The sequence below is a fragment of the Citrobacter sp. MGH103 genome (assembly GCF_001034475.2).
GTDB lineage: Bacteria > Pseudomonadota > Gammaproteobacteria > Enterobacterales > Enterobacteriaceae > Citrobacter > Citrobacter freundii.
Map to the genome: position 1 here is coordinate 3,048,833 of NZ_CP073043.1, position 24,707 is coordinate 3,073,539.

Consider the following 24,707-nt stretch of genomic DNA (forward strand, 5'->3'; position numbering starts at 1 on the left):
CTCTCTCCTGTAGTCATTTTTCGTCAAGGATAGCAGGTATCGCCGCTATTTATTAGCTGAAACCCGGCATCCGCCGGGTTAGCATTAGTATCCCCGAACGCGATCGACCTGACCCGTAACGGATTTCCCGCTCTCAAGATCCAAAATCGTGCGGGAGATATAGTCCACCGCCTCCGCCGGGCGCGTTACCGCGGCAATATGCGGCGTCATTGCCACACGCGGATGTTTCCACAGAGGACTGGTTTCCGGCAGCGGTTCACGGCTATAGACATCCAGCATGGCACCTTTCACCTTGCCGCTGTCCAGCGATGCCAGAAGATCGTCTTCATTGAGATGAACGCCACGCGCCAGGTTCAGTACGTAGGCGCCATCCAGCAATTGGCTAAGTAAATCAGCGTTAATAATACCTATGGTTTCTGCCGTATTAGGCAGGAGGTTGATAAGCACACGAGTTTGGCTCAAAAACGCGCCCAGTTCCTCAGTACCGGCGAAGCTTTCCACGCCAGACCAGGATTTACGCGAACGGCTCCAGCAGCGCAGTGGGAATCCCCATGCTTGCAGGCTTTCGGCAACTTTTGCGCCCAATACACCTGCCCCCATGATCCCGACGGTAAACTCCTCACGAGTATATTCTGGCAACGGTTGCCATTTCGCCTGATTTTTCAATGCCTGATAATCATCAAAGCGACGAAACCAGTGCAGCACCTGACTAACCGCATATTCCTGCATTTGCAGGCCCATACCCGTATCTTCCAGACGGAAAAGCGGGATCGACGCATCCAACATTTCCGGATGAGCATTGAGTTTACTGAGAATAGAATCGACGCCCGCGCCTAGCGCAAATACGGCTTTTAATTTTCGTCCTGCGAGCATTTCAACCGGCGGATGCCAGACCAGCGCATAGTCAGCATGCGCATTATCACCCGCTTTCCACTCACGTACGTTTGCACCAGGTATTGCCTTTGCCAACGCATTAATCCACCAGGTCGTATCGAATGTTGGGTGATAGAAAATTATATCCACATTATCTCCTGAACATTGTTGTGCGGAACTTTCTCGCACTTATTATCATCATTTTCCGAGGGAACATCAGAGTAGCAAATTTTAGGATGCTGGCAAAAAAAACAATTCCCGCTTATTTATGCTCCATGTTGCTTGAAGTTTGTGTAAATGCACATTTTTTTCAAAAAGTTGATTGACGACGGGGCGGTGTTTCCCCTACATTAGCGCCCGTTCCGGTAGCACAGGAACAACAATATGGTGAGGTGTCCGAGTGGCTGAAGGAGCACGCCTGGAAAGTGTGTATACGGCAACGTATCCGGGGTTCGAATCCCCGCCTCACCGCCATATTTTAAGAAGAGCTCGTACGCAAGTACGGGCTTTTTTTTCGCATGTTGCACAGCATGGCGGGTATGAGAAGCCCGGACCGGGGTTCGACTACTGGCGCAGCCAGTTGGACAGACTGAGAGCACAGCGAACAGGCTGCCCGCAGGGCGAGCGAAGCGAGTCAATCCCCGCCACACCGCCATATTTTAAGAAGAGCTCGTACGCAAGTAAGGGCTTTTTTTCGTATGTCGCACAGCCTGGCGGGGATATCGCCCCGCTCAAGGTTTCTGCTCCACTTATCGCTGGTAGCGGCATGCATGAGACTTATCATGCCGGATATCTTCAACAAATCACGCCAGATCCTCCGGTCCAGATTGCAGGTAATGACCTTCATAGCGGTTTACTCTTTCTCAAGCAACCAGCAGCGGAAGCCATCATCCATTGCCTAGTCCTGCGCAGTTTGCCCGCCAATACTCCCGGTTGTGCTGAGATATCAGCAAGCTGGTGGAGCATCGCTTTAATTTATTCCAGCGCGGCATTGCACCCGGTAATGATGCGCTTAAGCAAGGAATGCTGGCCAGGTGTTGTGAGTCCGGCAGCATCACGAATGGTGTGTAATACAGGGGTGTAAGCATCGATCGATTTCGTCGATCGATTACGTAAAAATTGATCTGCAAAATGAATTATCCCGCATGATTGTCCCTGTGCCACAATCTCTAAAACGAATTTAACTGATTGTTTATAAATCTAATTCCTGTCTTATTTAGGAGCGAACACCTTTTGTCCTGGAAGCTCGGCAGGGAAATAGCATAAAGGATGATGTGATGAAGAGATGCGCACGGTGTAATAAGAAAAGGAGCGTCTTTGAATAGTGGCTCTCACTCGATAAAGAATTCTGCGACGAGTGCTTATTTGATATTGACGAGGAAATCAGGGAAAGGCAAATACTCCCCGTCAGACGTCTGAAAGATGATCCAGCCCGCAATACAAATCGGAAGTCTTCCCCTTGATTTTTATCATCATTTTATAGATACGATTATGATAAATTTCACCTTGTTTTTTATATCACCCTGACTGTAAATGAGATTGAGTACTGTAACAGCACACGTTTCTCTTAAGAGCAGGTACATGCCAGAGTGAAGGGTTGACAATGCTCTTCAGAAGAATATGTCGGTATGGCAAGCAAGGATACACATAAATGGTAAAGTTTCTGCGAAATGGACCCGCAGTTGTTGTTCTGGCATTTATATTATGGGGCCTGATCCCATTGTTTTATCAATATCTATCTGGCGGAGCCCTCGCTGAAATTTTGATGTATAGAGTTTTCTGGTCTATACCTCTATTACTGCCAATAAGATTATTATTCCGTAAGAGAACGTTTTTTCGCGATTTACTGAAAGATAAAACCTCCTTCATATCCTGCATGATAGCAGGCTTGCTAATGGTAATTTCGTGGTCAGCTTTTATTTATGCATTAACAAATCATAAGGTACTCGACGCCAGTCTGGGATATTTTATCAACCCACTTATTGTCATTTGCCTTGGCTGTATTTTTCTTAAAGAAAAACCATCATTATTTCAATTTATAGCAGTAATATCCGGCGTATGTGGTCTTGGCTATCAGATTATTTCCGCAAACAGTTTTCCTTCACTAGCGTTAATCATGGGGTTTTCATTTGCATTGTACGGACTGGCGCGAAAATTTATCCATTACGATGCAATAACCTCAATCACGCTTGAAACATTCTGGGCTCTACCTGTTGCTCTTTTCATCTTTATCTATACTGGCTCGAGTATAACTACATCATCTGACATCTCTCTGTTCCTTTATATATTAACCGCTCCCGTTACAGTAATTCCGTTAGTGTTATTTGCAGTAGCGTTAAATCGTACATCTCTTATTGTGACAGGTCTTGCTCAGTATATAGAACCATCTTTGCAATTTCTCATTGCCATACTTATATTTGGAGAAGTTATTAATTACTCCGAGCTATTTTGTTTTTCAGCGGTATGGTTTGGATTGTTGCTATGTATATTTGAGAGTCTTTACTATCATTACCGACGTAATCCTCCACGGTCTGAAAGTAATCATCCTGCAGGCACTTTACGGTGATGTACATGCAGAATATAAAACTCATTACGCTTATTCGTTTCCCTGGAGCACGCGCTCAGGTATGAATGAGTAAACAATTCGAGTTTATTTATTCAAGATTACCACGTCATTTAGGTACACAGGACAGTTGACTGCATGTTCATGGTTAAAGCCGGACAAAAAAATTTTTCCGATACCTTTATACAGATTGGCACTGTTCATCACCGGTGAATCCCCCGGAACACTGCCGCACTGCAACCAGGCATCGAGCTAGTGCATTTCTCTGAGAACGTGAGTGACCAGAGAATGTTGCGGCCGATCGGTAAAGTCTCTGTATCCGGAAATATTCTTAACGGCAGTACCCTATTCGTGCGTCAGCCAGCGAATCAGGTTCCCCTTGGTATTGTTTTGCGGGCCTGTTTCATAACCATACAATGCAAACTCCTTTTCAGTACAAAAGGTTACCAAAAATATACTGGGCATTATATCTGGAAAGAAAGTCAGGAATGTGTATATCCCAATTTAAGTTATTCAATTTGACAATAATCCACGAAAACCGGCGTATTGCGCGGGAATACAGCCAATTGTGATAGCTGTCATCGTTCAAAATTTGTCCTGACGTTCAAAGTCGTGCGTTTTCCAAACACCCATGGCTCGCTGAATCACATGATTTACTTCGTTATGTGGTTGACAAGTCAACCTACCAGTTTACTCAATGAACATCGGTATGTTTGTAAAGTATACTTTGTTTAACAAATATATATGTTCTTCTCTGTAGAATGAAAAAAATTAGTTTTCATCAGGATATGCGAACGAGAGAGCGCCTAATGATTATCAACAAAACTGGCATGTCAGACATGAATTTATTTTCAAAATGTTTCGCATTAACAAAACAGCGTCAGAGATTCCAGTATTTACACCTTGCACGTAAATAAATTTAAACACCCTGAATTAATAATGATACTTATGAAAAATACATCATATCTAAGTTTCTTTAACCAAATTCTATTGGCACGTGGCCCTTTGCATAGCAAATGGAAGAACAAAAAATTTCGACTCATGTATCTTTTACGATCTATGATAAGCCCTGTCTCCAGTATTCGGTATTATCAAGAATTACATTCCCTTAAATCAATTGATAAGATTCTGGAGATGCAACCTACGTTACCAGCCAAAATTCATCGTCCCTATTTACATAAAGGAGGGCTGGCATGGAATCGAAGGAAAAACATTATTGGTCACTACCGTTTTGTCCAGAGTTTACCAGTGAAACACCAGGCGTTATTATTACCCGACAGAGATGTGCTATTGGTCCATTTCACCGGAAAAAATGGTGAGGATTTTGATATTCACTGTTCTTCAGGCGGTTTTGATCGTGAAGGAGAACTGATGTTATCTCTGAGTTTTAACAACACCCCGGTGGCCCGATTGTCCTTCTCGGTTATCCCGTCAAAAAAAGGACATTGTGCATTTATTGGCGGTCTGCAGGGGGCACCAAAAAATATTGGCCCAGACATTATTCGTGACGCTACTAAAGCCTGCTATGGACTATTCCCTAAGCGGATCGTTTTTGAGGTTCTTTGTTCATTGATGCGTTGCTGTGATATCACTAATATTTTAGCAGTTAGTGAACAGAGCCATGTTTTCAGGCAATGGCGATACCGGTACAAGAAACGTAAATACTTTGTTGCCCTGTACAGTGATTTTTGGGAATCAGTTGCTGGTCGTCCATACGGTAATTGGTATAAGTTGCCAATTTATGTAGAGCGTAAGTCATTTAATGAGCTTGCCAGTAAAAAACGCGCGGAATACCGGAGACGGTATGACCTGTTGGATCATATTAATGAGGAAATCATGATTCTTCTGCAAAATCAGATGTAACATAATGTCGTAACTCAGCTCAGAAACTGGCTGATGAATGCGACATCTCGATAAAAGCGTAGCTATCGTTCCGCGTTGGCGAACCATTACACGAACGTCCGCTGAGTGCTGTGAGCTCAACGGGTCGCTGATCCGCGAGACGCATTCATCACTGGATAAACGCATGAGTCTAAAATAAGGTGTTCTCTATTCCACAGTTCATAAATCAAACTTTTGACATATCTCAAGTCAGGCAAGGTTCCCCCTCGACTTCAGATATCCTGGTTTGTACTCGTTTTCGATGTTCTATTTCATCAGAGCATACTATTTCAATTTCTAAAATTTACTTAATAACACACAAATAACAAAGCCCGGTTTCCCGGGCCTTGAAGACGGAGTACTTATCAGTTGTAAGCGTTGAGCGTCCGCTGACAGAGCGCAGAGCGGACGCAATCGTCTTTATTGAAACGAACAATCCCAACCATATCATCTTCTTCGAAACGGGCCAGCGCATCGCTAAGCCCTGAGCGAACGTGAGCTGGAAGATCGCACTGGGTCACATCCCCATTCACAATCACCGTCACATTCTCCCCGAGGCGGGTCAAAAACATCTTCATTTGCGCAGCAGTGACGTTCTGAGCCTCGTCAAGAATGACCACTGCATTTTCAAATGTACGTCCACGCATATAGGCGAAAGGCGCGATTTCCACCTTACCAATCTCAGGTCGCAGGCAATATTGCATGAAGGAGGCTCCCAGCCGTTTCACCAGCACGTCATACACGGGGCGAAAATAAGGAGCGAACTTCTCGGAAACATCTCCAGGTAAGAAGCCGAGGTCTTCATCAGCTTGCAGAACTGGACGGGTTACAATGATCCGGTCCACGTCTTTGTGGATCAGAGCCTCTGCAGCTTTTGCCGCGCTGATCCAGGTTTTACCACACCCGGCTTCACCGGTGGCGAAGATCAGCTGTTTACTCTCGATAGCATTCAGGTAGTGCGCCTGAGCTTCATTCCGCGCCGTGATTGGCGTGGCGTCGCGACTGTCACGCGCCATACCGATCGCTTCTACGCCGCCCATCTGCACAAGCGAGGTGACCGATTCATCTTCACGTTGCTTATGACTACGCGAATCCCGCCTCAGCACACGTTTTGCTTCACGACGAGCTTTGATCACTGCTTTTTGTCTTCCCATGGATAGCACCTTGAGTTGTAGGTATACATCACACGCGCCGTTGGCGGCACGATTATGCGCACGAACATCTGAGGGTTGGCTTCCTTGTAAGCCATTGCTTGCTTTCGGATAAGACGCCACACACGGCTACGCGCACCGTACAGGGCGTCAGTAACAAGGATAAGAAGTGAATGAGAGAGAGATTTATCGGTGACGAGGTGGCTACCGGAAGAGAAACGTCCGCGTAAGGTACTGCTGTTACTGTGAAAAACGTGTCCAGTACAGGACTTTTCCATTCGCGATCTCCATAGTGAATGACTATCACCGCCGGGAACTACCGCTATTACTTATAATTACATCATAACCTTTCGCTAATGCAACAATATTTTTACTTATTGTTAACTTAAATTCTATCTTATCACCAGAGACAGTCTCTTGCAGAGAGATGACAGAATTATTTCAGTCGCATACCGATCATAAAAAATAGTTTGTTCCTTCATCAAGATGTCAGGAAAAACCCCGCTGTACTGCGGGGCATCATCATCAGGCTTCGAGCAGAGACTGTCCCAGATAATTGTCTGAAGTTTTAACGCCCGGCAAAGCAAAGAAATATCCCCCGCCAATCGGTTTGACATACTCTTCGAGCGCTTCACCATTCAGACGTTTCTGCACCGCCAAAAATCCTTTTTCCAGATCGTGTTGATAGCAAACAAACAACAGCCCCATATCCAGTTGACCGGAATTAGTCACACCGAGCGAATAACTGTAGCCACGACGCATCATCAGGCTCGAGTCGGTCTCTTTCGTGCGCGGGTTTGCCAGGCGGATATGACTGTCGAGCGCAATCACCTCACCTTCAGGATCACTGGCATAGTCAGGCACATCATGCTCATGCTGCATACCCAGCGGCGCGCCGGTGTGTTTATCACGACCAAAAATCGTTTGCTGCTCTTTCAGCGGCGTACGATCCCAGAACTCAACGCGGAACTGAATGAGCCTGACGGCCTGATAACTGCCACCTTGCGCCCAGGCAGGTTCGCCCTGCCCATCCGTCACCCACACCACGTCTTGCATCAACTTCGCATCCGTAGCGTCCGGATTCGCGGTGCCGTCTTTAAAGCCAAGCAGGTTGACCGGGGTCTCTTTGCCTTTGCTCCGCGCGGCGTGGTCAGAAATAAACCCTTCACGTTTCCAGCGCACGCTGAGGAGATCGGGCGTATGTTTAATAATATCGCGCAACGCGTGGATGACCGTGTCCTGGGTGTTGGCACAAATCTGCAGCAGCAAATCGCCATGGCACAGCGCCGCATCCAGCGAATCATTCGGGAAGCGGGTCATTTTTTGCAGCTTTTTCGGCATCTGCGATTTCAGGCCATAACGTTCATCGAACAACGATGAACCAACCGACAACGTCATCGTCAGGTTGTCTGGCGCAATGTATGCGCCGAGGATACCTGAATCCATAGGAGGGAGACGCGGATTGGGCGTATCCGGTGCCGGTCCACCGGTGGTCAGAAACGCAAATCGGCTAGTCAACAACCGGAATAAACGCTCAAGATCGGCCTTATCGCTGGCGAGAACATCGAATGCCACCAGCATCATTGATGCCTGCTGCGGCGTCAGGATCCCCGCCTGATGCTGACCATAAAACGGCTGCGTTTCACTACGCGCATCCGGAGACAGCGTTCCCGGCGCGCTTTGTGGTTTTTGCGCGTGGGCAACCGGACACCCACCCGCCAGCGCCAGCGCCCCACCCAGGGCGCCCATCCCTTTCAGTAAACGTCGGCGTGACGGTTCGCTCACGCCGTTTTCATTATCTTGCTGCATAGTGCTTAATCCAGACCCAGAACACCGCGTAATTGCGACAAGTCTTCCGCCAGCGTCGTGATTGGCCCTTTCAGCGCATGACGATCGGCATCAGTCAGTTTGTCATAGGTTTCAAAACCGTCTTTGGTACGGTACTTGCTCAGAATGGTATCAACCTTTTTGAAGTTCGCATCCACCTTCGCCAGCAGCTCAGCATTGGATTTTTGCAACTGAGGACGTAGGAGATCGACAATTTTCTGCGCGCCATCGACGTTGGCCTGGAAATCCCACAGATCGGTATGGCTGTAGCGATCTTCTTCCCCACTGATTTTGCTGGCAGCAACTTCTTCAATCAGTCCTGCTGCCCCGCCAACAACTTTTGACGGTGGGAAAGCCAGCTCGCTAATACGCGTTTGCAGGTCAAGAACATCGCTATTTAATTGGTCGGCGTACTGATCCATACCTTTGGTGGTATTGTCGCCAAACAGCGCTTTCTCCAGGCGGTGGAAGCCGGTGAATTTAGGATCGGCGGCTTTTTGCTCATAATCATCTTCACGCGCATCGATGCTGCCGTCGAGATCGGAGAACAGTTCAGCAATCGGTTCAATACGCTCATAATGCTGACGGGTTGGCGCATACAGCGATTTCGCTTTTTCCAGATCGCCTGCTTTAATCGCATCAGTGAAGGCTTTAGTGCCCGCAACCAACTGCGCGGTTTCAGCTGTCACATAAGCTTTATATTCGGTAATCGCGCCGCTCAGACTCAGCAGAGCATCGCTCTGTGCGGCATCCGCCGTTGCGCTGCCTTTTACGATCAGTTTGCCTTTCGGGTTAGTCAACAGACCGCAGGTCATATCATATTCGCCAGGCTGCAGGTTAGCGGTCATTTTCTGGCTAAAGCCTGGTGCAATGTTTTCGCGCTCTTCAACCACCATAACGCCTTTAAGAATTTCCCACTCCAGCGCTTTCTGGCTGTGGTTCTGGATGATGAACTGCGTTTTCCCGGCGTTAACCGTGATCGTCATCGGTTCACACTGTTTGTCGTTAACCGTGACTTTCACCTGCGGAATATCGGCGGCTTGTGCAGAAAAAGCGGATGCAAACAGCGCGGCAATACCCAACTGCAGCGCACTACGGCGAAAATTAAACGTCATAACCTATCCCTATAAATAAGTATGTTGTAACTAAAAAGTATTCTGCATCGCGTTTTTATCAAGGTGCGGTACGCGATGCCGTAGTGCCTGAACGCGGCGGTAGTGCAAACATAATCAACGCCGGAATCAGGTAGATAAACCAGACAGCGACTTCACTAACGCTTGGCGCTTCCTGATAGCCGAAAATACCTTCCATCAATGTGCCAAACAGCGAATGCGTCGACAGCACACTGCTCAGGTCAAACGCCACATCCTGAAAATGATTCCACAACCCAGCTTCGTGGAAAGCGCGGATCGCCCCAGCGGCAAGACCGGCAGCTACCAGCAAAATGAACAGGCTGGTCCATTTAAAGAATGCCCCGAGGTTGAGGCGAATGCCGCCGAGGTAAATCAGGTATCCCAGCACTACTGCGGTAGCCAGTCCCAGCATCGCGCCTAACGGCGGCCAGATGCCTACATCCTGCTGGAATGCCGCCAGCAGGAAGAACACCGATTCCAGCCCTTCTCGCGCAACAGCAAAAAAGACCATCATCACCAGCGCCCAGCCGTGATGATTACCGCGTTGCAACGCGTTATCGACAGCCTGTTCAAGCTGGACTTTGACGTTGCGGGAAACTTTACGCATCCAGAACACCATCCAGGTGAGGATCACCACGGCAATGACCGCCACGATGCCTTCAAACAGCTCCTGTTCTTTTTGCGGAAATTCCCCGGTGGTTTCGTTGATGAAAATCCCTAACGCCAGGCATAACGCCACCGCCAGCAGAACACCAATCCACATCACACCAATCCATCGACCACGCTGAGTCCGTTTCAGGTAGCTGGCAATCAGGCTGACAATCAGCGCGGCCTCTAACCCTTCGCGCAACATAATTAGAAATGGAACAAACATGCGAAGAACCCTTAAACGTTATTCTCGGTCAATTGATGAAAAGAAAAGTAAATTACAGTGATAGTGATTATCATTACAGCAAAGAAAAACTCAAGCAGAATGTTTTGAGAATGATGACTTAATGTAAACAGTTAGGCGGGTAATGGTTATGCAGGTTTGCGGGGGCGCAATAAAAAGCCCGCGCACGGCGGGCTTCAGGGACAGGAGATAAATTATTCTGCCTGTAAACGCGATGGCGGAGCTGAGTGATAATGCGCGTCAGCCTCGGCAAAACGTTGCTGCATAGCAGTTGAAGGTGCTTTCCCCAACAGGCTGAAGACCACAATACCGATGCTGCCGAAAACAAAGCCCGGGATGATTTCATACAGACCCAGCCAGGCGAACTGCTTCCAGACGATTACCGTCACCGCACCGATGATCATCCCTGCCAGCGCGCCGTTGCGGGTCATACGCGACCACATTACCGAGAACAGAACCACCGGGCCAAACGCCGCGCCGAAGCCCGCCCAGGCGTAGCTTACCAGGCCCAGCACGCGGTTCTCCGGGTTCGCCGCCAGCGCGATAGACACCAGCGCCACGACCAGCACCATGATGCGGCCAATCCATACCAGCTCTTTCTGGCTGGCATTTTTACGCAGGAATGCTTTGTACAAGTCTTCGGTGATTGCGCTGGAGCACACCAGCAGCTGGCAGCTCAGGGTCGACATAACCGCAGCGAGGATCGCAGACAGCAGAATACCGGCAATCCACGGGTTAAACAGGATTTGCGCCAGTTCAATAAACACACGCTCGGCATTCTGGTTAACGGCACCAGCAAGCTGTGGGTTGTTGTTAAAGTAAGCAATACCAAAGAAGCCCACAGCCACGGCACCTGCCAGACACAGGATCATCCAGGCCATGCTAATGCGGCGAGCATGAACGATGCTATGGTGGGAATCTGCAGCCATAAAGCGCGCCAGAATATGCGGCTGACCAAAGTAGCCCAGACCCCAGCCCATCAGGGAAATGATGGCAACAAAATTCAGCCCTTTGAACATGTCCACGTTCTCAATGCTCTTTTGTTTAATCACTTCCAGCGAATCCTCGAACCCACCCACACCAATAATAACCATCACCGGCGTCAGGATCAGAGCAAAGATCATCAGGCTGGCCTGGACGGTATCGGTCCAGCTTACTGCCAGGAAACCACCGATAAAGGTGTAAATGATCGTCGCGGCCGCGCCCGCCCACAGTGCTGTTTCGTAGCTCATGCCAAAGGTACTTTCAAACAGACGCGCCCCTGCCACAATCCCTGAAGCACAATAGATGGTGAAAAACAGCAAAATAACCAGCGCGGAGATAATACGCAGAATTCGACTTTTATCTTCAAAGCGACCGGTAAAGTAATCCGGTAACGTCAGCGCATTGTTATTGTATTCGGTGTGTACGCGTAAACGTCCGGCCACCAGCTTCCAGTTGATCCAGGCGCCCAAAATAAGGCCGATGGCGATCCAGCTTTCTGAAATGCCCGACAGGAAAATTGCGCCAGGCAGACCCATCAGCAACCAGCCGCTCATGTCAGATGCCCCAGCGGATAACGCGGTCACGAACGGACCCAGACTGCGTCCCCCCAGAATGTAATCGTCAAAGTTTTTGGTTGAACGCCATGCAATAAACCCTATCAATATCATGCCGAAAATATAGACACAGAATGTCACTAACATCGGTGTGCTAATAGCCATCAAAACTCTCCAAAATTATGTATCAGCAATGCCGTGGCTTGCCGTTTTATTACCCTGCCGGAACGTGGCAAAGATATCTATGTTGACCAGGGCGACCGTATCCTGCCGGAAGCGATGGTTATTCACAATCGATTTAACACACCATTTACATCAAATTTGATCCAGAGTAGATAGCATTTTTCTGTAGGTTGCACTCTCTCACATTTTTTTCGGTTGCACCTTTTAAAAGTGTTAACTACCGCAGAGAAAAAGATTCTGTAATTTTTACAGCCCACATCATAAGACTCATATTTATTAACATCTCATTCATTTCCAAGCTTGCAAACCAAGTCACATTTAACACGGTTGCACAAAGTTGCAACATAGTGGATATTTCTCGGTAACTATCAGACCCGTATTTCAGTACAACAGGAGTAAACGGCATGGGAACCACCACGATGGGGGTTAAGCTGGATGACGCCACTCGCGAGCGTATTAAAACAGCAGCATCACGAATCGATCGCACGCCACATTGGCTGATCAAACAAGCCATCTTTAATTATCTCGAAAGACTGGAAAATAACGACGCGCTTCCTGAACTACCGGCCCTGCTGGCGGGTGCCGCGAATGAGGGTGAGGAGTCAACCACGCCGCAGAATGAAGCGCATCAGCCTTTCCTGGAATTTGCCGAACAGATCCTGCCGCAGTCAGTTTCCCGCGCAGCAATCACCGCCGCGTACCGCCGCGCCGAAACCGATGCAGTGCCGATGCTGATGGAGCAGGCTCGTCTGCCGCAACCCATCGCTGAGCAAGCGCACAAGCTGGCGTACAGCCTGGCCGACAAACTGCGTAACCAGAAGACCGCCAGCGGCCGCGCCGGGATGGTACAAGGTTTATTGCAGGAATTCTCCCTTTCTTCACAGGAAGGCGTCGCACTGATGTGTCTGGCGGAAGCCTTGCTGCGTATTCCTGATAAGGCAACCCGCGATGCGTTAATCCGCGACAAAATCAGCAACGGCAACTGGCAGTCGCACATTGGACGCAGTCCGTCACTTTTCGTCAACGCGGCGACCTGGGGGCTGTTGTTTACCGGTCGTCTGGTTTCTACGCATAATGAAGCCAGCCTTTCACGCTCACTCAACCGTATTATCGGCAAGAGCGGTGAACCACTGGTGCGTAAAGGCGTCGACATGGCAATGCGCTTGATGGGCGAGCAGTTCGTCACCGGAGAGACTATCGCCGAAGCGCTGGCTAACGCGCGTAAACTGGAAGAAAAAGGTTTCCGCTACTCTTATGACATGCTGGGTGAAGCGGCTCTAACCGCCGCTGATGCCCAGGCTTATATGGTTTCGTACCAACAGGCAATCCACGCCATTGGTAAAGCCTCAAATGGTCGCGGCATCTATGAAGGGCCAGGTATTTCTATCAAGCTGTCGGCGTTGCATCCGCGTTATAGCCGCGCGCAGTATGACCGCGTGATGGATGAACTCTATCCGCGTCTGAAGTCGCTTACTCTGCTGGCCCGCCAGTACGACATCGGTATCAATATCGATGCTGAAGAGGCAGACCGACTGGAGATCTCCCTCGATCTGCTGGAAAAACTGTGTTTTGAACCTGAACTGGCGGGCTGGAACGGTATCGGCTTTGTTATTCAAGCCTACCAGAAGCGCTGCCCGTATGTTATCGACTACCTGATTGACCTCGCCACGCGCAGCCGCCGTCGCCTGATGATCCGCCTGGTTAAGGGCGCCTACTGGGATAGCGAAATCAAACGTGCGCAAATGGACGGTCTGGAAGGTTATCCGGTCTATACCCGTAAGGTGTACACCGACGTTTCCTATCTGGCCTGTGCGAAAAAGCTGCTTGCGGTACCGAATCTGATCTACCCGCAGTTCGCCACCCACAACGCCCATACGTTGGCGGCGATTTATCAATTAGCCGGTCAAAACTACTATCCGGGTCAGTACGAGTTCCAGTGCCTGCACGGTATGGGCGAACCGCTATATGAGCAGGTCACCGGTAAAGTTGCCGATGGCAAACTGAACCGTCCATGCCGCATTTATGCACCGGTAGGCACGCATGAAACGCTGCTTGCGTATCTGGTGCGTCGTCTGCTGGAAAACGGCGCCAACACTTCATTCGTCAACCGCATTGCAGACACTACCCTGCCGCTGGATGAACTGGTAGCCTGCCCGGTCGAAGCCGTTGAAAAACTGGCGCAGCAGGAAGGCCAGGCTGGTCTGCCACATCCGAAGATTGCCCTGCCGCGTGACCTGTACGGTAAAGGCCGCGAAAACTCAGGCGGACTGGATTTAGCTAACGAACATCGTCTGGCCTCGCTGTCCTCCGCCCTGCTCAACAGCGCGCTGCAAAAATGGCACGCTAAGCCAATACTCGAACATCCGGTTGCTGACGGTGAAATGACGCCAGTCGTCAACCCGGCCGAACCGAAAGATATTGTCGGTTACGTGCGTGAAGCGACTCACAGCGAAGTGGAACAGGCATTGCAGAACGCAGTAAATAACGCGCCGATCTGGTTCGCCACACCGCCACAAGAGCGCGCCGCTATTTTGCATCGCGCCGCCGTTCTAATGGAAGGCCAGATGCAGCAATTGATTGGCATTCTGGTGCGCGAAGCAGGTAAAACCTTCAGCAACGCCATTGCGGAAGTGCGCGAAGCGGTAGACTTCCTGCACTATTATGCCGGTCAGGTCCGCGATGACTTCGATAATGAAACCCATCGTCCGTTAGGGCCTGTAGTCTGTATCAGCCCCTGGAACTTCCCGCTGGCTATTTTCTCCGGGCAGATTGCCGCCGCGCTGGCGGCGGGCAACAGCGTACTGGCAAAACCCGCGGAACAAACCCCGCTGATTGCCGCCCAGGGTATTGCCATTTTACTCGAAGCAGGTGTACCGCCAGGCGTGGTGCAACTGTTGCCTGGTCAGGGCGAAACGGTCGGGGCGCAGCTCACTTCCGATGAGCGCGTACGCGGCGTCATGTTTACTGGCTCAACGGAAGTTGCCACGCTGTTGCAACGCAATATCGCGACCCGCCTGGATGCTCAGGGACGTCCAATCCCGCTTATCGCCGAAACCGGCGGGATGAACGCCATGATCGTCGACTCCTCCGCACTGACGGAACAGGTGGTGGTCGACGTCCTGGCTTCTGCCTTTGACAGCGCCGGGCAGCGCTGCTCTGCGCTTCGCGTCCTGTGTCTGCAGGACGATGTAGCCGACCATACGCTGAAAATGCTGCGCGGCGCGATGGCGGAATGCCGCATGGGTAACCCGGGCCGCCTGACCACCGATATTGGACCGGTTATCGATGAAGAAGCCAAAGCCAATATTGAGCGCCATATTCAGGCCATGCGCGCCAAAGGGCGTCCGGTGTTCCAGGCCGTGCGCGAAAATAGCGACGATGCGCGGGAATGGCAAACCGGTACCTTTATCGCCCCGACGCTTATTGAGCTGGAAAGCTTCGATGAATTACAAAAAGAGGTGTTTGGTCCGGTACTGCACGTCGTGCGTTACACCCGTAATAATCTGGGCAGCCTGATTGAGCAAATTAATGCCTCCGGCTACGGTCTGACGCTGGGCGTACACACCCGTATCGATGAAACCATCGCCCAGGTCACGGGCTCAGCACATGTGGGGAACCTGTATGTTAACCGCAATATGGTCGGCGCCGTCGTCGGCGTGCAACCATTCGGTGGCGAAGGCTTGTCAGGAACCGGGCCAAAAGCGGGTGGGCCGCTGTATCTGTACCGCCTGCTGGCAAACCGACCGGAAAATGCGTTAGGCATTACCCTTGCCCGCCAGGATGCAGACTACCCGGTCGATGCGCAGCTTAAAGCCGCACTGGTTCAACCACTGGAAGCGCTCAGCGAATGGGCAACCGACCGTCCAGCACTGCGTGCGCTCTGCCAGCAGTTTGGCGAACTGGCGCAGGCCGGAACGCAACGCCTGCTGCCAGGACCCACCGGCGAGCGCAATACCTGGACGCTGTTGCCGCGCGAACGCGTGCTGTGTATCGCCGATGATGAGCAGGATGCACTGGTACAGGTTGCCGCTGTAACTTCCGTTGGTAGCTTAATCCTGTGGCCAGATGATACGTTCCATCGCGACCTGGCAAAACGCCTGCCAGCCGCGGTCTCCGGGCGCATTCAGTTTGCCAAAGCGGACAACATCGCCACGCAGCCGTTTGATGCCGTTATTTTCCACGGCGATTCCGATCAGCTTCGCGCACTGTGTGAAGCAGTGGCGGCCCGCGAAGGGGCGATTGTGTCGGTCCAGGGCTTTGCCCGTGGCGAGAGCAATATTCTGCTGGAGAGGCTGTACATTGAACGCTCCCTGAGCGTCAATACCGCCGCAGCTGGCGGGAACGCCAGCCTGATGACAATCGGCTAAGGTTGTGGTTAATTAAGGCTCCGGTAACGGGGCCTTTTTTTATGAAGCCAGAGGGAAGCATGAAACGAATCGTACTGACATGTGTAGCGCTGCTGCTGAGCGGCCAGGCGCTGGCGGATGACTGCGCCAACGCGAACACGCAGATTGAGATGAACACCTGTGCGGCTGAGCAGTATAAGGCGGCCGACGCCAAACTTAATGAAACTTATCAGAATGCGCTGAAGCGCGCCGCTCCAACCCAGCGCGATTTACTGAAAAAAGCGCAAATATCCTGGATAACTTTGCGCGATGCGGACTGTGCATTACTCAGTTCTGGCACCGAAGGCGGTAGCGTTCAGGCGATGATTACCAGCCAGTGCCTGACGGATAAGACCAACGAGCGCGAAGCGTTTCTCGCCTCGCTCTTGCAGTGTGAAGAAGGCGATTTAAGCTGCCCTTTACCACCGGCCAGTTAACGCACGCGGATCCCTTCAATAATCATCCGCTGTACGCTCTCGACCGTTTGGTTAAAAAAGGCTTCATCACGCAGCGTTGCGCCTGTCACCGCCTCTACCTGTGGGGCAAAGTCGGCGTAGTGCTGAGTTGAAGCCCAAATCATAAAAATCAGATGATGCGGATCGACCGGAGCCAGTTTTCCGCTTTTGATCCAACCGGCAATCAGCGCGGATTTCTCATCAATTAGCGTTTTGAGATCCCCCTCCAATTCAGCCATCAATAAAGGCGCTCCGGCCAGCATCTCCATACAAAACAGCCGTGATGCCTGAGGGTAATCGCGCGACACTTCCAGCTTAAGGCGAATGTATTCTTTAATGGCCACCAGCGGCGCAAAGTCTTCGCGAAAAGCTTTTAATGGAGCCAGCCAGATGTCGAGGATCTGCCGTAAAACGGCAATATAAAGCACCTCTTTTGACGGGTAGTAATAAAGTAAATTGGTTTTTGACACGCCAGCCTGTTCTGCCACCTGTTCCAGGCGCGTGCCGTGGATCCCATATTGGGAGAAGATATTTAATGCCGCGGTTAATATGGCCTGGCGTTTTGCACTGACGGCCTGCGAACGCTTACCTGTTTTTTTCTCTGCGCGTTGGACCATGCGCCCTCTCCTTCTTGTGAGGGCATCAGCATACCAAATCACGCGGTGAATGGTTAAATTAAAGCGATTCCGGAGGCGCCTCTTGCGGCTGCGCTTTTTTCTTTTTGAACTTCAGCTCGCTGACCAGCACGCCAACAATAATGAATGCCGCGCCAAGCAATGCAAGTAGCGGTAAGCGTTCACCCGCCAGACGGCCAAAGATCCCCGCCCACACCGGCTCACCGGTATAAATAACCGTCGCGCGCGTCGGCGAAACGCTACGCTGCGCCCAGTTCATGGTGACCTGAATAATCGCGCTGAAAATCCCCAGCCCCAGCGCCACCACCAGCAATCCGGTAGACATTGGCGGTACGGCCTCTCCGGCTGGTCCCATCGCAATAAACGCCACTATCGAAGCAGTTGCCAGTTGCACTACCGTTACCCGCCGTACATCCACTTTTCCCGCCCACGCGCTAATCAGGATAATTTCTGCCGCAATCGCCACCGCACCGGCGAGCGTGATCCACTCGCCTTCGCCTAAAGCCAGTAAATTACCTCCCGGTCCGGCAAGAAAAATCAATCCGATAAAGGCCAGTACAATACCGACGCACGGCATCAGTCCAGGCATGCGCCCCAGACACAGCCATTGTAAAAGCGGTACCAACGGAACGTACATCGCGGTAATAAACGCCGATTTACTGCTGGGAATAAACTGTAGCCCCCAGGTTTGCAGGCTATAACCCAGCGCAATGGCGATACCGATTGCAACCCCTGCTTTGACTTCCAGCCATGTCAGCTTATGCAGTGTGTGTAACGACAAAAGCGCGACCGCCAGTGCGGCAGTGGCAAAACGCACACCGACAAAGAAAAAAGGCCCGCTCAGGGTAACGGCATATTGCACCGCCAGAAACGTGCCACCCCAGAACATGGTGATCACAATGAGGATCGCTTCCTGAGGTTTAACAGAAAAGGAATAACGAGAGAGTAATGACATGAGACACCCGATTAACTGAATGTCATTAGTCTGCGTTGCGTTTTGTTACAGTTCAACCTTGCAGACAAAAAAAACCGCCGGAAGGATCCGGCGGCGGTGGCTACGTAACGTCTGTCTCTGACGCTCAGGCGTCACGACATATCTGACAGATAGCCCGACAATTACGATTTGTTGTTGCCGTGGCTATTTTTGCCCCCTTTTTTGCCTGCCTCTGAAGCGCGTTGCGGGTCATTCTTAAAGTTGCCCCCGCTGTGCTGGCCACCTTTTCGACCTGCTTCTGATGCTCTTTCGCGGTCTTCCGCAAAGTTGCCGGAACCGCCCCGATGGTTTGCCATTACTGACCTCCGTCATTGATTAGACATCATATTGCATAGGTACTGAGGAGTGATACCTCACGCAGCGTTACGGGCGAGGCCCTGAAAATAACTGCGTGGGATTAAGCATAGTGAAGCGTGGACTGGGCAGACGCTAACTGTAATATCCTGCAACAGGATCAGGAGTGCCAAAGAAATAATCACCTTAAGAAATCAATAAGTCTTTCTTATGACTACCGAATTCAACCCAGTTAAATATGTATCATTTTGCTACAAAGCAGGTTGTTATAAAAATTGTTATAAATCAAAGAAGTGATTGTGAAATTTGCACTCCTGACAGTACGTCATATCTTTAAAGGTAGGTAGCGAGTCGCTACGGACACGGTTAACTCGAGGAGTAGTGTAAAATGGCAAAAGTTCTGGTGCTTTATTATTCCATGTACGGACACATTGAAACTATGGCCCATGCAGTCGCAGAAGGCGCAAATAAGGTAGATGGCGCGGAAGTGATTATTAAGCGCGTACCAGAGACCATGCAGCCTGAGATTTTCCTTAAGGCTGGCGGCAAAACACAAAACGCACCAGTCGCAACCCCGCAAGAACTGGCTGATTACGACGCCATCATTTTTGGTACCCCCACGCGCTTTGGCAATATGTCCGGTCAGATGCGTACCTTCCTCGACCAGACTGGCGGGCTGTGGGCCTCTGGTGGTCTGTACGGCAAACTCGCCAGCGTATTCAGCTCAACGGGAACCGGCGGCGGTCAGGAACAAACCATTACCTCAACCTGGACTACGCTTGCCCACCATGGGATGGTGATTGTGCCTATCGGTTACGCGGCGCAAGAGCTGTTTGATGTCTCTCAAGTTCGCGGCGGTACCCCTTACGGTGCAACCACCATTGCCGGAGGCGACGGCTCCCGCCAGCCAAGTCAGGAAGAATTATCTATCGCCCGCTATCAGGGTGAATATGTCGCAGGTCTGGCAGTAAAACTCAACGGCTAATCTTCAACAGGAGGATTCGAATGCCAACTCAAGAAGCGAAAGCCCATCGCGTCGGCGAATGGGCAAGTCTGCGCAATACATCGCCGGAAATAGCCGAAGCCATTTTTGAAGTCGCACATTATGACGAGAAACTGGCGGAAAAAATTTGGGAAGAAGGTAGCGATGAGGTACTCATCAAAGCCTTTGAAAAAACAGACAAAGATTCGCTCTTTTGGGGTGAACAGACTATCGAACGTAAAAACGTCTAGCGCTCAGACTCCCCCGCGAACACGGGGGAGTTTTTCTTTTATTTAGCCGCCTCATTCAGCACGCTGTCGAACTTATCTATCGGGCAAAAACCATCCGCATCTATCGGACATCCTTTCAGCTCAAGCGTTACGCGCTGCGCCGGGGATTTCAGCGTCAGAACGTCTGCATTACGCAACTGCAGCGAGCTCTGATACACATACTCGATTTTCATCAGATCACGATTTGCGTTGCTGTCATGCCAGCGCTGAAAGACAATCTTCCCGCCAATCGGCGTACGCTCGTTCTGATCGTGAAGCTGGTATGGTTTGAAATCCAGCGCGGTGAGCAGCGAAGCGATGTTTGAGTCATGTCCCACCAGCACGGTTATTTTCGGTGCTTTCGCGCGTTCAGTAACCAGCGCATTATCAATATATTTCACCAGAGGTTTGGCGACGTTCTGCGCCACTTCCGGGGAGGTGAACAGGCTGTCCTGATAGCCATTTTTCAGCTTCGACAGAACCTTCCACTGCTGATCCGATTTAATCTCGCCCCAGGCAACCTTGTCCATCGGGAAGCCTTCGTAATACTGCAGCGTGAAGGCATCGACCAGCGAATTCCCCACCTTCAGCGGCCCCGATACGCCTGGCTCCTGCTGATATTTCGCGCTGAACGTATCTTTGGCATCGGTCAGGGAACACTGCTGTTTTTCTTTACAGGATGGAGAGTCTTTGTAGTCGGTCATTTGCTCAAGCAACTGATAGCTATCGTTGAGTTGCATTTTACTACGCTCTTTCTCCATGGCCTGAACGGCCTGCTGGCTGAAGGTGGCGGAATCATCGGTGATCACCGGATTAAAGGTAGGATCCATGGTGCCCATTTTTTCCTGATGATGGACCGGAACATCGCAACCAGGGAAAGCGCCGGTGACAAAGAACTGCGCCGTAGCAACAGTGCGCTGCAGGCTGTTAGCATAGGTATAAACCGTATCCGGTGCCGGACATTCGCCCGATTTCACCATCCCCTGCTCTGCCAGCCACTCTCGCATGTAGTGACCCATATAGATTTCCAGCACACCGCCTTTGGTGGTGAGTTGTCCGCCGGGGACATCCCACTCTGGCCATTGCTTGGGGGTGGACTGTTCAAGAACGCTGCCATTATTGGCTAAAGGTGCACGTAAGTTATGCCGACTCATCATCAATACTTGTTGAAGCTGATACCCTTCCGGCGCGGTCTGCGCCTGCGCGGCGGTTGACCATAATACAGCCCCTGCCACGGCTGCGGCGATTAACGATTTATTCATCCCTACGACCTCTTGTTGTTATCAATCACAATAGAGTGTGACAGAAATATGACATATTTCCGGGAACGCTTTCGCAAAACAGACCATCTAGCGTGTCGTTTTAACACCAAACTCGGTTTCGAGTTTACGAATGCCAAGAGGTGTGAAGATGACGTGGCGGCTGCCCTGTACTGTTTTTATCCATCGCTGTTCACTGAACCAGCGCAGCAACGTTGCGCCAAGCACACCACCAGGATGATAACGTCGCTCGCTCCAGTCCAGACAACCGCAGGTTAACTTCCGCCGGGATGAGCCAGCAGTGAGGACAATCCCCATCAGCGCCAGCTTTTCCCGTCCAAGTGACGTCAGCGTTTCGCCATCCGGCGTTAACCACTGGCGGGAAACCAGCGTATCGAACAGCCTTACCGCCACCTCTCCGGCGAGATGGTCGTAGCAGGTGCGGGCATGCCGCAAGCTTAGCGGCGTAGTAATTTTTCGTGGTACGGATGTGCACCACGCCACGCCCATCAGGCGCTCCAGCAGTTCGGCGATATCGGGACTCGCAAGGCGAAAATAACGATGCCTGCCCTGCGCCAACGCCACAACAAAGCGTTGTTCGCACAGACGCGCGAGATGCGCGCTGGCGGTCGACGCGGACACATCCGCCACAGCGCTGAGCTCGGTCGCGGTCCAGGCACGGCCATCCATCAGGGCGCACAGCATACGCGAGCGCGACTTATCGGCCATTGCCGCCGCAGTAAGCGCCATTCTCGACTCCAGATCGCCCTCTTCTTCATGTAACATCACGGATGCCATAACGACCTCATTGCCCCTGAATCACTGAATTAACGATGCCATGAAAGTCGCGCAAAGTCACCGAACCGGTCACATAGCACGCAGCATCATCTCTGTACCCAACCCGACCAGACAAAACAGAAAACAGCGTTTAAACACGAGCGGAGAAATAACCCTTCGCACACGGGTTCCTATCCACTGGCCAATAAGTGCAGGAACAATGGCCAAAGCCGACAAGCTTAAAGATTGTACGGGCAGCGCGTTGTGCCACCACAGACCCAGCGCCAATGCCAGGGTCGAAAAGGTAAAAGAGATCCCGAGCGCCTGTACCAGTTCATCTTTCTCAAAGCCCAGGGACTGGATCCAGGGTACGGCGGGTATCACAAACACCCCGGTTCCGCCGGTCAATAAGCCGGTCACAAATCCAATAACGAGGGAGTACGGTTTTTCACGCTGCGGGGCCACCGTGATTTTCTTTCCCGCCAGCGTCCAGATAGCGTAGGCCACCAGCGCCACGCCGAGCGCAAACTGAGTTCGGGTGGTGTCGCCCCCGGTAATCCAGGCGCTGGCAAGCAGAGTCGCCACTACCACTGTCAGCAGCATTGGCCACAGTCGTTTGAGTAATTGGCGTGTATTTCCACCACCGCCAAACTGGAACAAATTGCTTATCAGCGAAGGCAATAGCAGCATAGCCGCCGCCGCAACCGGTGAAATAAGCGATCCGAGGATCCCCATCGCCACGGTGGGCAACCCCATACCCGTAACGCCTTTCACCATCCCGGCGAGGACAAATGTGGCGGCAATCATCATCACCAGGGAGGATTCAAATGCGTATACATTGGCCATTCTTTATTTTCCCACAAAAAAAGATAAGCCAGATTAAACGCAACTATGAATACTTGCTTCGTCGGTTGACGAAATATGCCATTCAATTATTCGCAGATAATCACTTCGCTGCGGATATTGCGTGCACAATATAAGGTTCCATCTGTCAAATACAATTGATGAAAGCGCGTGTTATCTGGGATGTTGTGTAAAAGGGAACGCTCAGTATCAATGAACTCTCGTTGTATCCGATAATGAACCGCATCATCAGTTTCAAAGGAAACGTATTCCCGTTTGGTATATGGTTTACTTTTTAATTTCACATACACAATGTATTGCACCGTACTGAATGTCAGTCCAGTTTTTGCAGCAATCTCTTTCAGATTTAGTGGTTCAGAAGACGTATAGAGTGTTTGTACCTGTTCAATACGTTTTTGATTGTAGGCGGATACCCGCAGGCTGAGTTTCAGTCGATACGCCATATTGCGCACAACCGTAATATTAGTGTGAAGCATCCCCGCAATCTGCTCCGTCGTGAGAACGCCTGCGTTTTCACGCAGGACGGCCAGACTCTCTTTATTCCACCTGAATGCCATATAGTGTTTCTCTTTGTATCGCGTTCATCGGGCGGCCAGTCGCGCAAACGTTGCATCTAACTCAGGCGGTTTCCGCATCCCCTGGTGTAATTCCAGTACACGACCATCCCTGTCAATTAACACAGAGGTTGGCGTGCCGATGACCTGATAGCGTTCCTGGGAAATCTTAAGCTGATCGCGGAGTACCGGGTAAGAAACCTGATGTTTCACCAGTAAGTCATCTATGTTAACCGTTGCCGGATCGGTATTCACAGCCACGACCACAACGTTATCGCCCCACTTTTTACTTAGCGCTTCCAGCGCGTCCATTTCGGCAAGACAGCCACCGCATCCCGCCGACCAAAAGTTTAGATAAATAGCCTTTCCACGCCAGCGCTCAAGCCCAGCCTTCCCCCCCTGCAGGTCGAATGTTGCCAGCGCCGGGGCTTGCTGCCCAACCACCAACTTCTCTTCTTTACATCCACTAATCAGAACCAAAATGGCGAAAGTTAATACGTTAATCCAGCGCATGTTGATTAGCCTCCTCACCGTGATATTTGCCATGCTGCAAACGGATAATACGATCGGCAAATAACCCCAGCGCCGGATTATGCGTCACCATCACAATCGTGCGCCCCTGCCGATGCAGGTCAGTGAGTAGATCCAACACCCGCTGTTCATTCTCTTCATCGAGGTTACCCGTAGGTTCATCGGCAAAAATCACCGGCGGCTCATTGACCAGCGCCCGGGCAATGCACACCCGTTGCTGCTCTCCCCCAGAAAGTTGACTCGGCAGGTGCGTTACTCGATGCCCAAGACCGACTTGTTCCAGAACCTTCCTGGCCGCCGCTTCATCTACCACGCTATGGTAGTGTTGCGCCAGCATGATATTCTCCAGCGCGGTTAAAAACGGGATCAGATGAAACTGCTGGAATACCAACCCTATTTTCTCAGCGCGAAAACGGCGACGCCCCTCTTCATCCAGTGCGGCAGCATCAATCCCATCTAAAAACACCTGACCTTCTGTCGCGGTGTCCAGGCAGGTCAGAATATTCATCAGTGTCGTTTTACCCGAACCAGAAGCGCCCATAATCGCGACAAACTCCCCCTGCACTATTTGCAGGTTGATGTCATCTAAGGCGGTAACATCGCCGAACCGTTTATATAAATGGCGGGTTTCAATCGCCATTGATGGGGTCTGCACAACGGACATGGC

General features: G+C 50.9%; 23 protein-coding genes and 1 tRNA gene. 8 read left to right on the top strand and 16 right to left on the bottom strand.

Translation table 11 applies throughout. The features are described from left to right. Positions 1-84: 84 nt before the first annotated feature. The gene (gene ghrA, locus SK33_RS14785) at positions 85-1,023 is read right to left on the bottom strand and encodes a glyoxylate/hydroxypyruvate reductase GhrA (RefSeq protein WP_032948969.1); all 939 of its coding nucleotides are present in this window, start codon (positions 1,021-1,023) and stop codon (positions 85-87) included. Between the two features lie 236 nt (positions 1,024-1,259). Between ghrA and SK33_RS14790 the strand changes: the two genes are divergently transcribed. The 4 genes from SK33_RS14790 to SK33_RS14805 all read left to right on the top strand — a co-directional run bounded on the left by SK33_RS14790 (position 1,260) and on the right by SK33_RS14805 (position 5,299). Continuing rightward, a tRNA-Ser gene (locus tag SK33_RS14790) sits at positions 1,260-1,347 on the top strand. A gap of 292 nt (positions 1,348-1,639) precedes the next feature. Next, positions 1,640-1,957 carry a hypothetical protein gene (locus SK33_RS26455; protein ID WP_127674221.1) on the top strand — a complete coding sequence of 106 codons (318 nt, stop codon included), beginning with the start codon at positions 1,640-1,642 and terminating at the stop codon, positions 1,955-1,957. Between the two features lie 567 nt (positions 1,958-2,524). After that, complete coding sequence (rarD, locus tag SK33_RS14800) at positions 2,525-3,439, top strand: EamA family transporter RarD (protein WP_048219126.1); 915 nt, start codon at positions 2,525-2,527, stop codon at positions 3,437-3,439. Positions 3,440-4,375: 936 nt separating this feature from the next. Then, positions 4,376-5,299, top strand: a complete 924-nt coding sequence (locus SK33_RS14805; protein ID WP_003036056.1) for a VirK/YbjX family protein — start codon at positions 4,376-4,378, stop codon at positions 5,297-5,299. 383 nt (positions 5,300-5,682) lie between these two features. Here the strand turns inward: SK33_RS14805 and phoH are convergent, their stop codons facing one another. The 6 genes from phoH to putP all read right to left on the bottom strand — a co-directional run bounded on the left by phoH (position 5,683) and on the right by putP (position 12,023). After that, positions 5,683-6,471 carry a phosphate starvation-inducible protein PhoH gene (gene phoH, locus SK33_RS14810; RefSeq protein WP_003036052.1) on the bottom strand — a complete coding sequence of 263 codons (789 nt, stop codon included), beginning with the start codon at positions 6,469-6,471 and terminating at the stop codon, positions 5,683-5,685. Continuing rightward, positions 6,450-6,746 carry a hypothetical protein gene (locus tag SK33_RS14815; protein WP_178317607.1) on the bottom strand — a complete coding sequence of 99 codons (297 nt, stop codon included), beginning with the start codon at positions 6,744-6,746 and terminating at the stop codon, positions 6,450-6,452. The genes phoH and SK33_RS14815 overlap by 22 nt, the downstream gene beginning before the upstream one ends. A 247-nt stretch (positions 6,747-6,993) precedes the next feature. After that, the gene (gene efeB / locus SK33_RS14820) at positions 6,994-8,277 is read right to left on the bottom strand and encodes an iron uptake transporter deferrochelatase/peroxidase subunit (RefSeq protein ID WP_048219128.1); all 1,284 of its coding nucleotides are present in this window, start codon (positions 8,275-8,277) and stop codon (positions 6,994-6,996) included. 5 nt (positions 8,278-8,282) lie between these two features. Continuing rightward, the gene (efeO, locus tag SK33_RS14825; protein ID WP_048219131.1) at positions 8,283-9,410 is read right to left on the bottom strand and encodes an iron uptake system protein EfeO; all 1,128 of its coding nucleotides are present in this window, start codon (positions 9,408-9,410) and stop codon (positions 8,283-8,285) included. Positions 9,411-9,468: 58 nt separating this feature from the next. Next, complete coding sequence (efeU, locus tag SK33_RS14830) at positions 9,469-10,302, bottom strand: iron uptake transporter permease EfeU (RefSeq protein ID WP_048219133.1); 834 nt, start codon at positions 10,300-10,302, stop codon at positions 9,469-9,471. Between the two features lie 212 nt (positions 10,303-10,514). Continuing rightward, positions 10,515-12,023 carry a sodium/proline symporter PutP gene (putP, locus tag SK33_RS14835; RefSeq protein WP_003036036.1) on the bottom strand — a complete coding sequence of 503 codons (1,509 nt, stop codon included), beginning with the start codon at positions 12,021-12,023 and terminating at the stop codon, positions 10,515-10,517. A gap of 422 nt (positions 12,024-12,445) precedes the next feature. Here putP and putA point away from each other — a divergent pair, with 422 nt between their 5' ends. Both putA and SK33_RS14845 read left to right on the top strand, forming a co-directional pair. Beyond that, positions 12,446-16,408 (top strand): trifunctional transcriptional regulator/proline dehydrogenase/L-glutamate gamma-semialdehyde dehydrogenase, encoded by a 3,963-nt coding sequence (putA, locus tag SK33_RS14840; RefSeq protein ID WP_048219135.1) that lies wholly within the window; start codon positions 12,446-12,448, stop codon positions 16,406-16,408. A 59-nt stretch (positions 16,409-16,467) separates the two neighbouring features. Continuing rightward, the gene (locus SK33_RS14845; protein ID WP_048219137.1) at positions 16,468-16,863 is read left to right on the top strand and encodes a lysozyme inhibitor LprI family protein; all 396 of its coding nucleotides are present in this window, start codon (positions 16,468-16,470) and stop codon (positions 16,861-16,863) included. Here the strand turns inward: SK33_RS14845 and rutR are convergent. The 3 genes from rutR to SK33_RS14860 form a co-directional block, all read right to left on the bottom strand. Beyond that, positions 16,860-17,498: an HTH-type transcriptional regulator RutR gene (rutR, locus tag SK33_RS14850; protein ID WP_003036026.1), complete on the bottom strand. Its 639-nt coding sequence runs from the start codon at positions 17,496-17,498 to the stop codon at positions 16,860-16,862. The two genes, SK33_RS14845 and rutR, sit on opposite strands and share 4 nt — an antisense overlap. Before the next feature lie 58 nt (positions 17,499-17,556). Beyond that, positions 17,557-18,471, bottom strand: a complete 915-nt coding sequence (locus tag SK33_RS14855) for a DMT family transporter (RefSeq protein WP_032948964.1) — start codon at positions 18,469-18,471, stop codon at positions 17,557-17,559. A gap of 161 nt (positions 18,472-18,632) precedes the next feature. After that, positions 18,633-18,806 (bottom strand): general stress protein, encoded by a 174-nt coding sequence (locus SK33_RS14860; RefSeq protein ID WP_003036022.1) that lies wholly within the window; start codon positions 18,804-18,806, stop codon positions 18,633-18,635. A gap of 386 nt (positions 18,807-19,192) precedes the next feature. Here SK33_RS14860 and wrbA point away from each other — a divergent pair, with 386 nt between their 5' ends. Beyond that, complete coding sequence (gene wrbA, locus SK33_RS14865) at positions 19,193-19,789, top strand: NAD(P)H:quinone oxidoreductase (protein WP_003832057.1); 597 nt, start codon at positions 19,193-19,195, stop codon at positions 19,787-19,789. A 20-nt stretch (positions 19,790-19,809) separates the two neighbouring features. Continuing rightward, a complete protein-coding gene (locus SK33_RS14870) occupies positions 19,810-20,037 on the top strand; it encodes a YccJ family protein (protein WP_003036015.1) in 228 nt (75 codons plus the stop codon). 38 nt (positions 20,038-20,075) lie between these two features. Here SK33_RS14870 and agp read toward each other — a convergent pair whose 3' ends face one another. From agp to SK33_RS14900, 6 genes are all read right to left on the bottom strand, one after another. Beyond that, positions 20,076-21,317, bottom strand: coding sequence for a bifunctional glucose-1-phosphatase/inositol phosphatase (gene agp, locus SK33_RS14875; protein ID WP_048219139.1), 1,242 nt, complete (start codon positions 21,315-21,317; stop codon positions 20,076-20,078). A gap of 87 nt (positions 21,318-21,404) precedes the next feature. Next, entirely contained in the window at positions 21,405-22,112 is a 708-nt protein-coding gene (locus SK33_RS14880; protein WP_048219141.1) for an ArsR/SmtB family transcription factor, read from the bottom strand. A gap of 69 nt (positions 22,113-22,181) precedes the next feature. Then, on the bottom strand, positions 22,182-22,937 hold the full coding sequence (locus tag SK33_RS14885) for a sulfite exporter TauE/SafE family protein (RefSeq protein WP_048219142.1): 756 nt from the start codon (positions 22,935-22,937) through the stop codon (positions 22,182-22,184). An 86-nt stretch (positions 22,938-23,023) separates the two neighbouring features. After that, the gene (locus tag SK33_RS14890; protein WP_003036005.1) at positions 23,024-23,512 is read right to left on the bottom strand and encodes a hypothetical protein; all 489 of its coding nucleotides are present in this window, start codon (positions 23,510-23,512) and stop codon (positions 23,024-23,026) included. 24 nt (positions 23,513-23,536) lie between these two features. After that, entirely contained in the window at positions 23,537-24,022 is a 486-nt protein-coding gene (locus tag SK33_RS14895; RefSeq protein ID WP_048219143.1) for a TlpA family protein disulfide reductase, read from the bottom strand. Continuing rightward, positions 24,009-24,704 carry an ABC transporter ATP-binding protein gene (locus tag SK33_RS14900; RefSeq protein ID WP_003836817.1) on the bottom strand — a complete coding sequence of 232 codons (696 nt, stop codon included), beginning with the start codon at positions 24,702-24,704 and terminating at the stop codon, positions 24,009-24,011. Before SK33_RS14900 ends, SK33_RS14895 begins: the two co-directional genes overlap by 14 nt. Positions 24,705-24,707 lie beyond the last annotated feature (3 nt).

What these genes read in the sequence shown, in the direction of transcription:
- SK33_RS14805 (WP_003036056.1), top strand. Translation starts at nt 4,376, where the DNA reads ATGATACTTATGAAAAATACATCATATCTAAGTTTCTTTAACCAAATT.
- efeB (WP_048219128.1), bottom strand. Translation starts at nt 8,277, where the DNA reads ATGCAGCAAGATAATGAAAACGGCGTGAGCGAACCGTCACGCCGACGT.
- SK33_RS14880 (WP_048219141.1), bottom strand. Translation starts at nt 22,112, where the DNA reads ATGGCATCCGTGATGTTACATGAAGAAGAGGGCGATCTGGAGTCGAGA.
- SK33_RS14900 (WP_003836817.1), bottom strand. Translation starts at nt 24,704, where the DNA reads ATGTCCGTTGTGCAGACCCCATCAATGGCGATTGAAACCCGCCATTTA.
- rarD (WP_048219126.1), top strand. Translation starts at nt 2,525, where the DNA reads ATGGTAAAGTTTCTGCGAAATGGACCCGCAGTTGTTGTTCTGGCATTT.
- SK33_RS14895 (WP_048219143.1), bottom strand. Translation starts at nt 24,022, where the DNA reads ATGCGCTGGATTAACGTATTAACTTTCGCCATTTTGGTTCTGATTAGT.
- SK33_RS14845 (WP_048219137.1), top strand. Translation starts at nt 16,468, where the DNA reads ATGAAACGAATCGTACTGACATGTGTAGCGCTGCTGCTGAGCGGCCAG.
- putP (WP_003036036.1), bottom strand. Translation starts at nt 12,023, where the DNA reads ATGGCTATTAGCACACCGATGTTAGTGACATTCTGTGTCTATATTTTC.
- SK33_RS14870 (WP_003036015.1), top strand. Translation starts at nt 19,810, where the DNA reads ATGCCAACTCAAGAAGCGAAAGCCCATCGCGTCGGCGAATGGGCAAGT.
- rutR (WP_003036026.1), bottom strand. Translation starts at nt 17,498, where the DNA reads ATGGTCCAACGCGCAGAGAAAAAAACAGGTAAGCGTTCGCAGGCCGTC.
- SK33_RS14860 (WP_003036022.1), bottom strand. Translation starts at nt 18,806, where the DNA reads ATGGCAAACCATCGGGGCGGTTCCGGCAACTTTGCGGAAGACCGCGAA.
- wrbA (WP_003832057.1), top strand. Translation starts at nt 19,193, where the DNA reads ATGGCAAAAGTTCTGGTGCTTTATTATTCCATGTACGGACACATTGAA.
- phoH (WP_003036052.1), bottom strand. Translation starts at nt 6,471, where the DNA reads ATGGGAAGACAAAAAGCAGTGATCAAAGCTCGTCGTGAAGCAAAACGT.
- SK33_RS14815 (WP_178317607.1), bottom strand. Translation starts at nt 6,746, where the DNA reads ATGGAAAAGTCCTGTACTGGACACGTTTTTCACAGTAACAGCAGTACC.
- SK33_RS26455 (WP_127674221.1), top strand. Translation starts at nt 1,640, where the DNA reads ATGCATGAGACTTATCATGCCGGATATCTTCAACAAATCACGCCAGAT.
- putA (WP_048219135.1), top strand. Translation starts at nt 12,446, where the DNA reads ATGGGAACCACCACGATGGGGGTTAAGCTGGATGACGCCACTCGCGAG.
- efeU (WP_048219133.1), bottom strand. Translation starts at nt 10,302, where the DNA reads ATGTTTGTTCCATTTCTAATTATGTTGCGCGAAGGGTTAGAGGCCGCG.
- SK33_RS14855 (WP_032948964.1), bottom strand. Translation starts at nt 18,471, where the DNA reads ATGTCATTACTCTCTCGTTATTCCTTTTCTGTTAAACCTCAGGAAGCG.
- efeO (WP_048219131.1), bottom strand. Translation starts at nt 9,410, where the DNA reads ATGACGTTTAATTTTCGCCGTAGTGCGCTGCAGTTGGGTATTGCCGCG.
- SK33_RS14885 (WP_048219142.1), bottom strand. Translation starts at nt 22,937, where the DNA reads ATGGCCAATGTATACGCATTTGAATCCTCCCTGGTGATGATGATTGCC.
- agp (WP_048219139.1), bottom strand. Translation starts at nt 21,317, where the DNA reads ATGAATAAATCGTTAATCGCCGCAGCCGTGGCAGGGGCTGTATTATGG.
- SK33_RS14890 (WP_003036005.1), bottom strand. Translation starts at nt 23,512, where the DNA reads ATGGCATTCAGGTGGAATAAAGAGAGTCTGGCCGTCCTGCGTGAAAAC.